The sequence below is a fragment of the Streptomyces bauhiniae genome (genome assembly GCF_004784475.1).
Classification (GTDB): Bacteria; Actinomycetota; Actinomycetes; order Streptomycetales; family Streptomycetaceae; genus Streptomyces; species Streptomyces seoulensis.
Genome location: NZ_SRRT01000006.1, coordinates 302,726 through 317,221, shown reverse-complemented (window position 1 = coordinate 317,221; position 14,496 = coordinate 302,726). Strand labels below are relative to the sequence as shown.

Genomic DNA, 14,496 nt, shown 5'->3' with positions numbered 1-14,496 from the left:
CGCACCCGCGGTGGAAGCCCCCGCCACGGCGGAGACGCCGAAGGCGGAATCCGCACCCGCGACGGAGGCACCGGAATCGACGGAGCCGGAAGCTGCCGCTGCGCCGGAGGCGGAGACCGCACCCGCGGCGGAAGCCCCGGTCACCCCGGAGCCTGATGCTCCGGAGGAGAAGGCGGCGGAGCCGGACCCCCTGGCCACGACGGCCCCGGAGATCGAGCCCCTGCTGATGGAGCCGGCCATCCTCGACGCGGACCCGGAGGTAGTGGTCCCCCAGCAGCGCACCGAGCCCCTCCCCGAGGCCGAGGCGGAGCACGACCAGCCGGCCATCCCCGAACAGTCCACGGAACCCCCCACCGACACCTCGGCGGAGCCCGACACCACCCAGGACACCACTCCCACCCCGGCGGCAAAGGCCGCCACCGAGCCCAAGCCCACCCCGTCCCCGAAGGCGGAGCCCAAAACCGAGCCGAAGGCCGAGCCGGACGCGGACGCGAAGACCACCCCCCAGCCCGATACGAAGGCCGAGCCGGACGCCGACACCAAGCCGAAGGCGAAGGCCGAGGCCAAGCCGAACGCCGGCTCCGAGCCGGAGGCCGGGACCGCCCCCGCCCCCGAGGCCGCCGACGCTCCCGCGCCCCCGCCGGTGGCACCTGCAGACGACAGCGCGTCCCGCACGGGTGGTGCGGGTGGGAGCACGGTCGGGGCCGAGGGCGTAGCCGAGGCCGGGCGCCTCCGCAGCACACCCTCCCTCACCACAGCCCACGCCGCCGCAGCAGCAACCCTCGCCAACACCAACCTCACCGGCACAGCAGCGAAGCTCTACCTCGTACTCGACCGCTCCGCCAGCATGCGCCCGTACTACAAGGACGGCTCAGCCCAGGCCCTCGCCGACCAGACCCTCGCCCTCGCGGCCCACCTGGACAAGGACCCCACCGTCCACGTGGTCTTCTTCTCCACCGAGGTAGACGGCACGACAGACCTCACCCTCACCGAGGACCACGCCACCAAGATCGACGAAACGCACGCGGATCTCGGCCGCATGGGCCGCACCAGCTACCACGCCGCCGTGGAAGCCGTACTCGCCCACCACGACAAGCACCACACCCCCGACGACAACGTCCTGGTCGTCTTCCAGACCGACGGCGCCCCCGACGCCAAGACCCCCGCCACCCAGGCCCTCACGAACGCCGCGAAGACCCACCCCAACGTCTTCTTCTCGTTCGTCGCCTTCGGTGAGCCGGACAACAAGGCGTTCGACTACCTCCGCAAGCTGAAGACCGGAAACACGTCCTTCTTCCACGCGGGCCCCACCCCCCGCGAGCTGACGGACACCGAGCTGTACGAGGGCGTACTCGCCACCTGGCGCCCGTAACCCCCCGCAGCCCCCTGATGCCGCCCGCGTCCCACCCCGTAAAACGGGAGGCGGGCGGCATACACACGTCGGCTACGATTTCAAGGTTCGTACCCGTAGCGACCTGGGAGCAGCCCCCGATGGCTCGACACCTCATCACCAGCGCCCTTCCGTACATCAACGGGATCAAGCACCTGGGCAACATGGTGGGGTCCATGCTCCCGGCGGACGTGTACTCCCGGTACCTCCGCCGGCGCGGCCACGACGTCCTGTACATCTGCGCGACCGACGAGCACGGCACCCCCGCCGAGCTGGCCGCGAAGGAGCGGGGCCTGCCGGTGGACGAGTTCTGCGCCCAGGCGCACGACGCGCAGAAGGCGGTGTACGACGGCTTCGCGCTGGCCTTCGACTACTTCGGCCGCAGCTCCTCCGCCGAGAACCGCGACATCACCCAGCACTTCGCCCGGAAGCTGAACGAAAACGGCTTCATCGAGGAGCGGGCGATCCGCCAGGTCTACTCCCCGGCCGACGGCCGCTTCCTGCCGGACCGCTACGTCGAGGGCACCTGCCCGCACTGCGGCTACGACAAGGCCCGCGGCGACCAGTGCGAGAACTGCACCCGCGTGCTGGACCCGACCGACCTGATCGAGCCCCGCAGCGCGATCTCCGGCTCCACGGACCTGGAGGTCCGCGAGACCAAGCACCTCTTCCTGCTGCAGTCCAAGCTCCAGCAGGAGGTCGAGGAGTGGGTGGCGCGGCACGAGCAGGACTGGCCGCAGCTCGCCTCCTCCATCGCCCGCAAGTGGCTGACCGAGGGCCTGCACGACCGCGCGATCACCCGTGACCTGGACTGGGGCGTGCCGGTCCCGGCCGACACCTGGCCGGAGCTGGCCGCCGAGGGCAAGGTCTTCTACGTCTGGTTCGACGCCCCGATCGAGTACATCGGCGCGACGAAGGAATGGGCGGATCAGGACCCGGAGAACCGGGACTGGAAGTCCTGGTGGTACGAGGCGGACGACACCGTCCGCTACACGCAGTTCATGGCGAAGGACAACGTCCCGTTCCACACGGTGATGTTCCCGGCGACCGAGCTGGGTGTGCGCGAGCCGTGGAAGAAGGTCGACTACGTCAAGGCGTTCAACTGGCTGACGTACTACGGCGGCAAGTTCTCCACCTCGCAGAAGCGGGGCGTCTTCACCGACCAGGCGCTCGACATCCTGCCGGCGGACTACTGGCGCTACTTCCTCATCGCCAACGCCCCCGAGTCGGACGACTCGTCCTTCACCTGGGAGCACTTCACGGCCACGGTGAACAAGGACCTGGCGGACACGCTGGGCAACTTCGTCAACCGCGTCCTGTCCTTCTCCCGCAAGCGCTTCGGCGACGAGGTCCCGGCGGGCGGCGAGCCCGGCGAGGCGGAGACCCGCCTGGGCGAGGAGATCGCCCGTCTCCTCGCGGAGTACGAGACCCAGATGGAGGCGCTCCAGTTCCGCAAGGCGGCCTCCGCCCTGCGCGCCCTGTGGTCGGCCGGCAACTCCTACCTGGAGGAGAAGGCCCCCTGGCTGGAGATCAAGACCGACAAGGACGCGGCGGCCTTGACCCTCCGCACCGCGATGAACCTGATCCACCTCTACGCGGTCGTCTCGGAACCCTTCATCCCGTCCTCGGCGGCCGCGATGCGCGCAGCCTTCACCCTCCCGGACGACACCGCCACCTGGACCACCCCCGAAGAGGCCCGCACCCTCACCACCCTCCAGCCCGGCATCCCCTTCACCGTCCCCCCGGTCCTCTTCGCCAAGCTCACGGACGAGGACCTGGAGACCTACAAGGCCCGCTTCGGCGGCCAGCCCGCCTGACGCACCCCCTCTCACTGGCGCCGACCCCTCAGGGGCCGGCGCCAGCCGCATGCTGGAACGTTCCCTCGCCCCTCGAACGAGTGAACGTCACGCATATGCCAGACGCATCTGACATCCACGCCCCTAGCGTGCACACATGGTCACATCAGCCCATGAGGGCATGCACCGCATCTTCGAGGAACGCCCGGAAATCCTGGCGCCCGTCTTCGGAGCGCTGGGCATCCCCTTCCCAGAGAAGGCGGCCGCCTACGCGGTCACCTCCGACGCAACGGAGACCCGCCCACTCGTCCGGCACGTGGACACCGTGCTGCGCATCGAACCGTCCGACGGCGACGACTTCTTACTCGCCGTCGAGGCCCAGGAACGCCGCGACCCGGCCAAGTCCGCGAGCTGGGCGTACTACATCGCCTATCTCCAGTCGAAGTACCGGCTGCCGGTGCTGCTGCTCGTCGTCTGCCGGGACCGGGCCACGGCCAAGTGGGCCGCCGGTCCCTTCGACTGCGGGGCGCGCGGCTGGACCGTGCAGCGCACCCACCCGTTGGTCGTCGGACCGGACAACCTGCCGGCCGTCACCGACCGGCGCACGGCGGCCGAAAAGCCCGCCATGACCGCGTTCTCCGCCCTGACTCACGCCAACAGCGCGGTCGGTGACGCCATACTGGACGTACTCGGCCACGCCCTTGCGGGCATGGAGCAGAGCGCCGCCCAGTACTTCAGCCAGTTCTTGGACACCACCCTCGGGACGACTCCCGCGGGCGAAAAATGGAGGAACATCGTGTCGTTCGTCAACTACTTCCCCGGCCGAGGCACCCTGCTGGAGCGCACCTTCAACGAGGGCACGGCGACGGGAGAGGCCAAGGGTGTAGTGCGGGTGCTGGAAGTGCGCGGCATCTCCGTAACGGACGAGACCCGCGAGCGGATCACCGCCTGCACCGACCTGGCTCGCGTGAGCGAGTGGCTCGACCGGGCCGGGACCGTCGAGCGCGCCGAGGATCTCTTCACCGACACCCCGGAGGCACCGGAGTCAGTCTGACCTGGGGTCTGGTCTGGCAGAGTACGGGTGCCGTGAGCATCAGTGAGCCCCACCAGCGCCTCTTGGCCGACGTCGTCAGTGCGGGGGGCCCGTATGGGCTGGTGCTGGCCGGGGGGTATGCGCTGGAGGCGCATGGGGTGGTGGGGCGGGAGCATGGGAATCTCGACTTCGCCACCGAGAGTGGCGAGGTGATGGAGCGGATCACCCGGGGGCTCGGGGCCGCGTTGGAGGCTCGGGGGCGGCCCGTAAGGGTGGCGGGGGTCGGGGTGCTCTCCGGGCAGCTCGTCGTCGGTGATCCGCGGAGCGGGGAGGACGGCGGCCTCGCGCTGCACAAGGAAGCCTTCTGGCAGCCGCCCGAGCTGACCGCGTACGGGCCGACCTTGTCGCGAGCGGACGCCGTCGGGACGAAGATCCGCGCGCTGTACGACCGGGGCGCGGCCGTCGACCTGATCGACGCCCGCGCCGCCGCCGAGCACTACTCGCTGCCGGAGCTGGAGGAGCTGGGCCGCAGGCACGCGTACGACGCCTTCGACCTGCCCACCCTCCAGTCCCGCCTCACCGGCACCGACTTCTACTCCGACTTCGAGTTCCGCCGCTACGGCCTTCCCCGCGAAGAGGTCGGGCCCCTGCGCGCCTGGGCCCAGCACTGGTCCGACGACATCGCGGAACGCCTGCTGGAGGACGGCGCCGATCCGGATGAGGACGAGGAATAGGAACGGCCCGGCTCCCCCAGGGGGCCGGGCCGTTCCACACGTACCGCTTACTACTTCGGCTGCGGCTTCCTGATGTTCAGGTGCAGCTCGCGCAGGCGGGACTCGTCCAGCTCGGTCGGGGCGCCCATCATGAGGTCCTGGGCGTTGCCGTTGAGCGGGAAGGCGATGGTCTCGCGGATGTTGGGCTCGTCGGCGAGGAGCATGACGATGCGGTCCACACCGGGGGCGATCCCACCGTGCGGCGGGGCGCCGAAGCGGAACGCGCGGAGCATGCCGGCGAACTTGTCCTCGACCGTGTCCCGGTCGTAGCCCGCGATCTCGAACGCCTTGAGCATGATGTCCGGCTCATGGTTCCGGATGGCGCCGGAGGACAGCTCCACACCGTTGCAGACGATGTCGTACTGCCAGCCCAGGATGTCCAGCGGGTCCTGGGTCTCCAGGGCCTCCAGGCCGCCCTGCGGCATCGAGAACGGGTTGTGGGAGAAGTCGAGCTTCCCCGTCTCCTCGTCCCGCTCGTACATCGGGAAGTCGACGATCCAGCAGAACCGGAAGACGCCGTCCTCGAACTGGTCCGCCCGCTTGGCCGCCTCGACGCGCACCGCGCCCATGATCTTGGAGACCTCGTCGAACTCGCCCGCGCCGAAGAACACCGCGTGGCCGGGGGCCAGCGACAGGCGCTTGGTCAGCTCGGCGACATTGTCCTCGGTGAGGAACTTGGCGATCGGGCCGGTCAGCGAACCGTCCTCGCCGACGCGCACCCAGGCCAGGCCCTGAGCACCCTGCGAGACGGCGAACTCGCCGAGGCCGTCGAAGAACTTGCGGCTCTGGCCCGCGACGTCCGGCACCGGCAGCGCCCGCACATGCTTGCCCGCGAACGCCTTGAACGCCGAGCCCTCGAAGACATCGGTGATGTCCACGAGCTCCAGCTTGGCGCGCAGGTCCGGCTTGTCGGAGCCGTACTTGAGCATCGCCTCGCGGAACGGGATGCGCGGGAACGGCGAGGTGACGTGGCGGCCGCCGCCGAACTCCTCGAACAGCTCGGTCATGAGCTTCTCGATCGGCTGGAAGACGTCCTCCTGCTCGACGAAGCTCATCTCGACGTCGAGCTGGTAGAACTCACCCGGCGAGCGGTCGGCACGCGCGTCCTCGTCACGGAAGCAGGGCGCGATCTGGAAGTACCGGTCGAAGCCGGAGATCATCAGCAACTGCTTGAACTGCTGCGGCGCCTGCGGCAGGGCGTAGAACCGGCCCGCGTGGACGCGCGAGGGCACGACGTAGTCGCGGGCGCCCTCGGGGGAGGTGGCGGACAGGATCGGCGTGGCCATCTCGTTGAAGCCCATCGCGGACATCTTCTGCCGCATGGCGGAGATGACCGCCGTGCGCAGCATGATGTTGCGGTGCATCCGCTCACGGCGCAGGTCCAGGAAGCGGTACTCCAGGCGCCGCTCCTCGTTGACCCCGTCCTCGGCGTTGATCGTGAAGGGCAGCGGGGCGGCGGCGCCCAGCAGCTCGACCTCCGCGACCTCGACCTCGATCTCGCCGGTGGGCAGCTCGGGGTTCACGTTCTCGGTTCCACGTGAAACAACGCGGCCGTCGATGCGGACCGTGGACTCCTTGGTGATGGAGTCCAGCGCCTCGTACGCGGGGGTACCGGGACGGGCCACGAGCTGCGTGATGCCGTAGTGGTCACGCAGATCGATGAAGAGGATGCCGCCCAGGTCGCGCCGATTGTGCAGCCAGCCACTCAGCCGGACGTCGGTACCGACGTCGGAGGCGCGGAGCTGGCCGCAGGTGTGGGACCTGTACCGATGCATCGTCGTTCATCGTCCTTCGTTGGGGGTTCTTCGCCGGGACTGTGCTCTCCCCGGCCAGAACGGGCACGGGGCCCGGACCCATCAAGGGTACCGGGCACCCCATGATCGCCTCCCCACCATTACCACCGGCCGAACCAGGGTGGCAGTAGTGGGGACGACCTTCTTAAAGTGGGGCAATGCGCACAGGTGAGCCACTGCCGTCCCTGGGGGATGTCCTCGTCTCCCTCGCCACGGGGATCTGGCAGTGGGACACGGCCACGGAGCTGGTCACCGTGGACGCGGAGGCGGCGCGGCTGCTGGGCCTGCCGGCCCGTCCCACCACCCTCACCGAGAACCAGGCCCGTGCCCGGATGCACCCCTCCGACTGGCACGAGATCACCGGCGTCATCCCGCTCGCCGTGGCCCGCGGCACGCTCGCCGAGGTGCGTATCCGGGTGGTGGACGCGGAGGGCCGTACCGTCCGGGTGGTGCGCAGCCGCTCCAAGCCTGCCTACGACCGCGAAAAACGGGCGTACGAACTGGTCGGCACCCTTCAGGAGGTCATCGAGCCGGCGCCGGGCACGTCCTCGGCGCGCAGCGCGATCACCGGCGACTGGCGGCGCTCCCGCGAGGCGTTCCTGCTGGACGCGGGCCGGGCGCTGGCCGAGGCCCGGTCGACGGCGGAGGTGCTGCGGGTCGCGGCCACGCTGTCCATGCCGGGCTTCTCCCCGGACGGGCTCGCGGTGTTCGGGGTGGAGGGCGACCGGCTGACGATCATCGGCCACCACGGCTACCTCCCCGGCGACGACGGCCCCTTCACCCAGATGCCGCTGACCACGGACTATCCGGCCGCCGAGGTGGTCCGTACCGGCCAGGCGGTCTATCTCTCCACGCCCGGCGAGTACCGGGACCGGTATCCGACCACCTGGCCGCTGGCCGAGCGGTTCGGGCGCTGCTCGTGGGCCTTTCTGCCGCTGACGCTGGGCGGGCGGACGCGGGGCGCGTGGATGGCGGCGTTCAGCGACCGGGTGGCGTTCACCCCCGACGAGCGGGCGGTGCTGACCACGGTCGCCCGGATGCTGGCCCAGGCGCTGACGCGGGCGAGCGACGCGGAGACCCAGCGGGAGCTGTCCGAGGGGCTCCAGCGGTCGATGATGCCCTCGCTGCTCCCGGAGATCCCCGGCATGGGTGTGGCCGCGCGCTACATCCCGACCGGCGGCGGTCTCCAGGTGGGCGGCGACTGGTACGACATGATCCCGCTGCCCGGCGGGGTCTCCCCGACCACGGCCCAGGGCGGCAGGTTCGCGCTGGTCATCGGGGACGTGCAGGGGCACGACGTACGGGCGGCGGGCCTGATGGGCCAGCTCCGGATCGCGCTGCGGGCGTACGCCGCCGAGGGGCACCGCCCGGACGCGGTGCTCTCCCGCGCCTCCCGCTTTCTGCACGGGATCACGCACGACGAGCACATGACCGACCTGCGCTTCGCGACCTGCCTGTACGCGGAGGCCGACCCGGCGACCGGGCGCCTCGAGGTGGCCCGCGCCGGGCACCCGGAGCCGGTGATCCGGCTGCCCGACGGCACGGTGGTGCTCCGGCCGACCGCGGGCGGGCTGCCGCTGGGCGTGGACCCGGACGGGGACTATCCGACGACCCGGTTCACGCTGGAGCCGGGCGAGACGATGATGCTGTGCACCGACGGTCTGATCGAGACCGGCGGCCACGACATGGAGAGCGGCTGGCGGCGCATCCGGGCGATCCTGGAGGAGTTCGGCGCCAAGGAGTCGGAGCGCGAGAACGGTCTGGAGGGGCTGGCGGACGCGCTGGTGCAGGGGGTGCACGGGCCCTCCTCGCACCACACCACCGGCCCGCTGACCGACCGCCGCGAGGACGACATCGCGGTGCTGCTGCTGTTCCGCACCGGGGAGAGCTGGGGGCTCAGCGGCCCGGCGGCCACGGCCCGGACCCGGGTGCGCAGCACGCTGCTGTCGGTGGCGCAGGACGAGCCGGAACGGATCGCGGAGGCCCGCCAGCACCTGCGCGAGCTGCTGCACGACTGGACCCCGGCCGAGCAGGTGGACGCGGCGGTGCTGCTGGTCTCCGAGATGATCACCAACGTGCTGGTGCACACCGACGCCGACGCGCTGCTGCTCGCGGAGATCTTCGGCGAGCACGACCACCGCCGGCTGCGCGTCCAGGTCACCGACGGCGGCGACGACCTCCCGCACAAGCGCCGCCCCGGCGAACTGGCCTCCTCCGGACGCGGCCTGATGCTGATCGAGATGCTCGCCGACGCCTGGGGGGTCGAGCCGCGCGGCGAGGGCAAGAGCATCTGGTTCGAGCTGTACGAGCGCCCCGGGGAGGAAGAAGGGGACGAGATCGGGATCTAGGGCTGCTCGTGCGGGGTGCCGTAGCGCTCGCGGAGTTCCTGGACGACGCCGAAGACGGCCGCGGTCAGGGGGACGGCGAGGAGCATGCCGAGGATGCCCGCGACGGAGGCGCCCGCGGTGATCGTCAGCATCACCACCGCCGGGTGCATCTGTACGGTGCGGCTCTGGATGGCCGGCTGGAGTACGTGCCCCTCCAGCACCTGGACCGCGAGCACCACCCCGAGCGCCCACAGCGCGATCACGAAACCCCGGTCAGCGAGGGCGACCAGGACGGCGACCGCGCCGGAGAGGAAGGCGCCGAGGTAGGGGATGTAGGCGGCGACGAACACGAGCGCGCCGAGGCCCACCGCGCCGGGTACGCGCAGGATCAGCAGGCCGACGGTGATGCAGACGGCGTCGATGAGCGCGATGATCGTCGTCCCGCGCATGAACCCCTCGACCGCCTCGAAGGCCCGGCGCGCCATGGCCTCCACGACGTCGGCGGTACCGGCGGGGGCGAGGCCGCGCAGGGAGCGCAGGGCCCGCTGGGAGTCGCGCAGGAAGAAAAAGACGAGCAGCAGGGCGAGTACGGCGATGGCTACGGACTCGCCGACCACGCTGACGCCGCTGATGACGTTGGATACGGCGGTGCCGCCGAACTTGCCCAGCAGCTCGCGGGCGTTGCCGGCCAGGTCGTCCAGGCCGGTGCCGGCGGCGCCGAAGTGCCTGGCGACTGCCTTGGCCGCCTCGCGGAGGGAGGCCACGATCTCGTCGCCGGTGTCCACGAGGGCGGCGACCACGATGTAGACCGCTCCGCCGACGACCGCCACGACGGCCACGCAGGTCAGGGCGGCGGCGAGGCTGGCGTTCAGCTTCATCTTGAGCAGCCAGCGGTACAGGGGGCCCAGCAGGGCGGTGCCGAGGAGGGCGAGCAGTACGGGGGTTACGGCGGTGCGCAGCTCTCCGCACAGGCGGATGCCGACCCAGCCGAGGGCTGCCGCCAGGAGCAGCACGGCACACCAGGCGGCGAAGCGGCGCACGGGTACGGGGAGAAGCGGCACGCTCCCAGCGGAGCACGCCGTGGGTTCGGGTGCCCTGCTGTGGCGGGCCGGGTGGGTGAGTGAACCGGTGCCGGGGATGCCGTCCCAGGGGGCTCCCGCCCCCTGGACCCCCGGCCTATGCCCACCCACCACCCGAAACTGTCGGCCGAGTGGTGGGCGAACAGATCCCCGTCAGCCCTGCGGGCCCTTCTCCGTCATGCCGTGCACCGCCGGCACCGTGCCCAGGCGGCCCTTCTGGAAGTCCTCGAAGGCCTGCATGAGCTGGTCCTTGGTGTTCATGACGAACGGGCCGTAGTGGGCCATGGGCTCGCGGATGGGCTGTCCGCCGAGGAGGACGACCTCGAGGTCCGGGGTGTGGGAGTCCTGCTTCTCGTCCGCGCGGACGGTCAGCGCGGACCCGGCGCCGAAGACCGCGGTCTGCCCGGTGCGCACCGGACGGCGCTCCGCGCCCACCGAGCCGCGCCCGGCGAGGACGTAGGCGAGGCCGTTGAAGTCCTCGCGCCACGGCAGGGTGATCTCGGCGCCCGGCGCCACCGTCGCGTGGATCATGGTGATCGGCGTGTGGGTGATGCCGGGACCCGCGTGCCCGTCCAGCTCACCGGCGATGACCCGCAGCAGCGCGCCGCCGTCGGGAGTGGTGAGCAACTGGACGCTGCCGCCCCGGATGTCCTGGTAGCGGGGCGCCATCATCTTGTCCTTGGCGGGGAGGTTCACCCAGAGCTGGAGCCCGTGGAAGAGACCGCCCGACATGACCAGGTGCTCCGGCGGGGCCTCGATGTGCAGCAGGCCCGAGCCGGCGGTCATCCACTGGGTGTCGCCGTTGGTGATGGTGCCGCCACCGCCGTTGGAGTCCTGGTGGTCGAAGATGCCGTCGATGATGTAGGTGACGGTCTCGAAGCCGCGGTGCGGGTGCCAGGGGGTGCCCTTGGGCTCGCCCGGCGCGTACTCCACCTCGCCCATCTGGTCCATCATGATGAACGGGTCGAGGTGGCGGTAGTTGATCCCGGCGAAGGCGCGGCGCACCGGGAACCCCTCGCCCTCGAAGCCGCTCGGCGCGGTCGTCACGGTGAGCACCGGACGCGACACGGCGTCGGCGGACGCGGTCACACGGGGCAGCGTCAACGGGTTCTCGACGGTCACTGCAGGCATGGTCGGTACCTCCTTGTGGACCCAGTTTAGTTGAGCGTTGAACTTTCCGCCAGCCACAACACAGGAGGCCCGGAGGTAATTCCCTCCGGGCCTCTGAACCGATGAGCTGGGGCTAGCCGTACATCCGGCGCATCGCGAAGTCGACCATCTGCTCCACCGCCTTGGCGTCGAACACCATCCGGTGCTCGCCCTCCATGTCGACCACGAAGCCGTAGCCGGTGGGGAGCAGGTCGATCACCTCGGCGCCGGTGATCACGAAGTACTTGGACTCCTTGCCCGCGTACCGGCGCAGCTCCTTGAGCGAGGTGAACATCGGGATCACCGGCTGCTGGGTGTTGTGCAGGGCGAGGAAGCCGGGGGTGTCGCCGCGCGGGCAGTACACCTTGGACGTGGCGAAGACCTGCTGGAAGTCCTCGGCGGGCATCTGCCCGGTGGTGAAGGCGCGCACCGCGTCCGCCAGCGAGGGCGCGGACGGCTCCGGGTAGAGCGGCGGCTGCTGGCCGTACCCGCCGACACCACCCGGCTGCTGCTGCGGCGGCACGTACTGCTGCTGGGCGCCCACGTTCTGGTCGTAGCCGTACATGCGCGCAAGAGTACCGAGCCGCCCCGCCCGTGTGACCTACGGAGCCGGAACCTCCCGCGTGAGACGGGAAGTCCAGGGACACCAGAACAACCCCGGCAGGAAGGCGCCGCCCGCCTCGTCGAGGTGGTCCTCGACATAGGGGAGGGGGGCGTCGCAGACCTCGATGGCCACGTCGAAGAAGTCGACCGTCGAGGGGTCGTAGTGGAAACTCCACCTCGGGTTGTACGGAGCCTCGCGCTTGACGATCCGTCCGAAGAGGTGGGGACGGTCGGTCGTCCCGCCGCTGAGCAGTTGCCGCGCGTGAGCGATCTTGGCCGGGTCGTCGATCCGCACGACCGCCGTCTGACGGGTCGCGTCCGTGAATTCGAAGTACGCCGGGTCCGCCGCCTGCGAGGGATGGGCCAGTCCGACCGTCAGCATCGCCGCCGCCGCGAGGCCGCCGAACCTGGTCAGAAGTCGTCGCACGTGTGCCTCCGAGCACAGAGAGGGTAGGAATCGCGACGGAGAGTACACAGCACGTCACTTGGAGTGCTCGCCACGGAAGCGGGGAGTCACCCGACCGGGCGGGCGCACGGGGAGGCACGGCGGAGAGCGCGGGGGCGGTAGAGGCTTCTCACACCCGCCGGGGTTGCGTCTTATTACCGACGGGTAGCATCATCGTAGCCACTTGTTGGTACGTGATCAGCCGCGAGGAGTCAGTGCCTCGCCGAGTCCGTGATGGAGTCACCATGGGGCACTACAAGTCCAACCTGCGCGACATCGAGTTCAACCTCTTCGAAGTCCTCGGCCGCGAGAAGCTCTACGGCACCGGCCCGTTCGAGGAGATGGACACCGACACCGCGAAGTCCGTCCTCGCGGAGCTGACCCGTCTCTCGGAGAACGAGCTGGCGGAGTCCTTCGTGGACGCCGACCGCAACCCCCCGGTCTTCGACCCCGAGACCAACACCGCGCCGGTCCCGGCCTCCTTCAAGAAGAGCTACAAGTCCTTCATGGACTCGGAGTACTGGCGGCTCGGCCTGCCCGAGGAGATCGGCGGCACCAACACCCCGCCGTCCCTGATCTGGGCGTACGCGGAACTGGTGCTCGGCGCCAACCCGGCCATCTGGATGTACTCCTCCGGCCCGGCGTTCGCGCGCATCCTCTTCGAGGAGGGCACCGAGGAGCAGAAGCAGTGGGCGAAGATCGCGGTCGAGAAGACCTGGGGTTCCACCATGGTCCTCACCGAGCCGGACGCCGGCTCGGACGTGGGCGCCGGCCGCACCAAGGCCGTGCAGCAGGAGGACGGCTCCTGGCACATCGAGGGCGTGAAGCGCTTCATCACCTCCGGTGAGCACGACATGGAGGAGAACATCCTCCACTACGTCCTCGCCCGCCCCGAGGGTGCCGGCCCCGGCACCAAGGGCCTCTCCCTCTTCCTCGTGCCGAAGTACCACTTCGACGGCGAGACCGGCGAGCTGGGCGAGCGCAACGGCGTCTACGCCACCAACGTCGAGCACAAGATGGGCCTCAAGGCGTCCAACACCTGCGAGATGACGTTCGGCGACCGCCACCCCGCCGTGGGCTGGCTGATCGGCGACAAGCACGACGGCATCCGCCAGATGTTCCGCATCATCGAGTTCGCCCGCATGATGGTCGGCACGAAGGCCATCTCGACCCTGTCGACCGGCTACCTCAACGCGCTGGAGTACGCCAAGGAGCGCGTCCAGGGTCCCGACCTCGCCAACTTCATGGACAAGAAGGCGCCCAAGGTCACCATCACCCACCACCCCGACGTGCGCCGCTCGCTGATGACGCAGAAGGCGTACGCGGAGGGCATGCGCGCCCTGGTGCTGCACACGGCGTCCGTCCAGGACACCATCGCGGTCAAGGAGGCGAACGGTGAGGACACCTCCGCCGAGCACGCGCTGAACGACCTGCTCCTGCCGATCGTGAAGGGCTACGGCTCCGAGAAGGGCTACGAGCAGCTCGCGCAGTCGCTCCAGACCTTCGGCGGCTCCGGGTTCCTCCAGGAGTACCCGATCGAGCAGTACATCCGCGACGCCAAGATCGACACCCTCTACGAGGGCACCACCGCGATCCAGGGCCAGGACTTCTTCTTCCGGAAGATCGTCCGCAACCAGGGTGCCGCGCTGAACGGTCTGGCCGAGGACATCAAGAAGTTCCTGGCGCTGGCCACCGGCGGCGAGGAGCTGGCGGGCGCCCGCGAGCACCTGGCCAAGGCGGCCGTGGAGCTGGAGGCGATCGTCGGCCTGATGCTGACCGACCTCGCGGCCACCGAGCAGGACGTCAAGAACATCTACAAGGTGGGCCTCAACACCACCCGCCTGCTGATGGCCTCCGGTGACGTGATCGTCGGCTACCTGCTGCTGCGCGGCGCCGCCGTCGCCGCCGAGAAGCTGGAGACGGCCTCGGCGAAGGACAAGGCGTTCTACACCGGCAAGATCGCGGCGGCGAAGTTCTTCGCGGCCAACGTCCTGCCCGGCGTCACCCTGGCCCGCAAGGTCGCCTCCGGTGTCGACCTGGACCTGATGGAGCTGGACGAGGCCGCGTTCTAGTCCTCATCCATACGTAAAGACCCCCGGCGCGGGCCC

Annotated in this window: 11 protein-coding genes; 6 read left to right on the top strand and 5 right to left on the bottom strand. The window is 70.1% G+C overall.

Annotation, left to right across the window (positions count from 1 at the left end; translation table 11 throughout):
* The first annotated feature begins 10 nt into the window (after nucleotides 1–10).
* The 4 genes from E5083_RS21235 to E5083_RS21220 all read left to right on the top strand — a co-directional run bounded on the left by E5083_RS21235 (nucleotide 11) and on the right by E5083_RS21220 (nucleotide 4,953).
* On the top strand, nucleotides 11–1,372 hold the full coding sequence (locus E5083_RS21235; protein WP_341869878.1) for a VWA domain-containing protein: 1,362 nt from the start codon (nucleotides 11–13) through the stop codon (nucleotides 1,370–1,372).
* A gap of 119 nt (nucleotides 1,373–1,491) precedes the next feature.
* Nucleotides 1,492–3,207, top strand: a complete 1,716-nt coding sequence (metG, locus tag E5083_RS21230; RefSeq protein ID WP_135787280.1) for a methionine--tRNA ligase — start codon at nucleotides 1,492–1,494, stop codon at nucleotides 3,205–3,207.
* A gap of 136 nt (nucleotides 3,208–3,343) precedes the next feature.
* Entirely contained in the window at nucleotides 3,344–4,240 is an 897-nt protein-coding gene (locus E5083_RS21225) for a hypothetical protein (protein WP_244317593.1), read from the top strand.
* Between the two features lie 32 nt (nucleotides 4,241–4,272).
* Nucleotides 4,273–4,953: a nucleotidyl transferase AbiEii/AbiGii toxin family protein gene (locus tag E5083_RS21220; RefSeq protein ID WP_135787279.1), complete on the top strand. Its 681-nt coding sequence runs from the start codon at nucleotides 4,273–4,275 to the stop codon at nucleotides 4,951–4,953.
* Nucleotides 4,954–5,003: 50 nt separating this feature from the next.
* Here E5083_RS21220 and aspS read toward each other — a convergent pair whose 3' ends face one another.
* Entirely contained in the window at nucleotides 5,004–6,767 is a 1,764-nt protein-coding gene (gene aspS / locus E5083_RS21215; protein WP_135787278.1) for an aspartate--tRNA ligase, read from the bottom strand.
* Nucleotides 6,768–6,943: 176 nt separating this feature from the next.
* On the opposite strand from aspS, the gene E5083_RS21210 reads away from it, so the two are divergent.
* Nucleotides 6,944–9,133 carry an ATP-binding SpoIIE family protein phosphatase gene (locus E5083_RS21210; protein ID WP_135787277.1) on the top strand — a complete coding sequence of 730 codons (2,190 nt, stop codon included), beginning with the start codon at nucleotides 6,944–6,946 and terminating at the stop codon, nucleotides 9,131–9,133.
* Here E5083_RS21210 and E5083_RS21205 read toward each other — a convergent pair.
* The 4 genes from E5083_RS21205 to E5083_RS21190 all read right to left on the bottom strand — a co-directional run bounded on the left by E5083_RS21205 (nucleotide 9,130) and on the right by E5083_RS21190 (nucleotide 12,370).
* On the bottom strand, nucleotides 9,130–10,173 hold the full coding sequence (locus E5083_RS21205) for an AI-2E family transporter (protein WP_135787276.1): 1,044 nt from the start codon (nucleotides 10,171–10,173) through the stop codon (nucleotides 9,130–9,132). The two genes, E5083_RS21210 and E5083_RS21205, sit on opposite strands and share 4 nt — an antisense overlap.
* 171 nt (nucleotides 10,174–10,344) lie before the next feature.
* The gene (locus E5083_RS21200; protein WP_135787275.1) at nucleotides 10,345–11,322 is read right to left on the bottom strand and encodes a pirin family protein; all 978 of its coding nucleotides are present in this window, start codon (nucleotides 11,320–11,322) and stop codon (nucleotides 10,345–10,347) included.
* Nucleotides 11,323–11,434: 112 nt separating this feature from the next.
* On the bottom strand, nucleotides 11,435–11,905 hold the full coding sequence (locus E5083_RS21195; protein ID WP_135787274.1) for an SseB family protein: 471 nt from the start codon (nucleotides 11,903–11,905) through the stop codon (nucleotides 11,435–11,437).
* Between the two features lie 36 nt (nucleotides 11,906–11,941).
* Nucleotides 11,942–12,370, bottom strand: a complete 429-nt coding sequence (locus E5083_RS21190; protein WP_135787273.1) for a BP74-related protein — start codon at nucleotides 12,368–12,370, stop codon at nucleotides 11,942–11,944.
* Nucleotides 12,371–12,633: 263 nt separating this feature from the next.
* Here E5083_RS21190 and E5083_RS21185 point away from each other — a divergent pair, with 263 nt between their 5' ends.
* Entirely contained in the window at nucleotides 12,634–14,460 is a 1,827-nt protein-coding gene (locus E5083_RS21185) for an acyl-CoA dehydrogenase (protein WP_135787272.1), read from the top strand.
* Nucleotides 14,461–14,496: the final 36 nt, after the last annotated feature.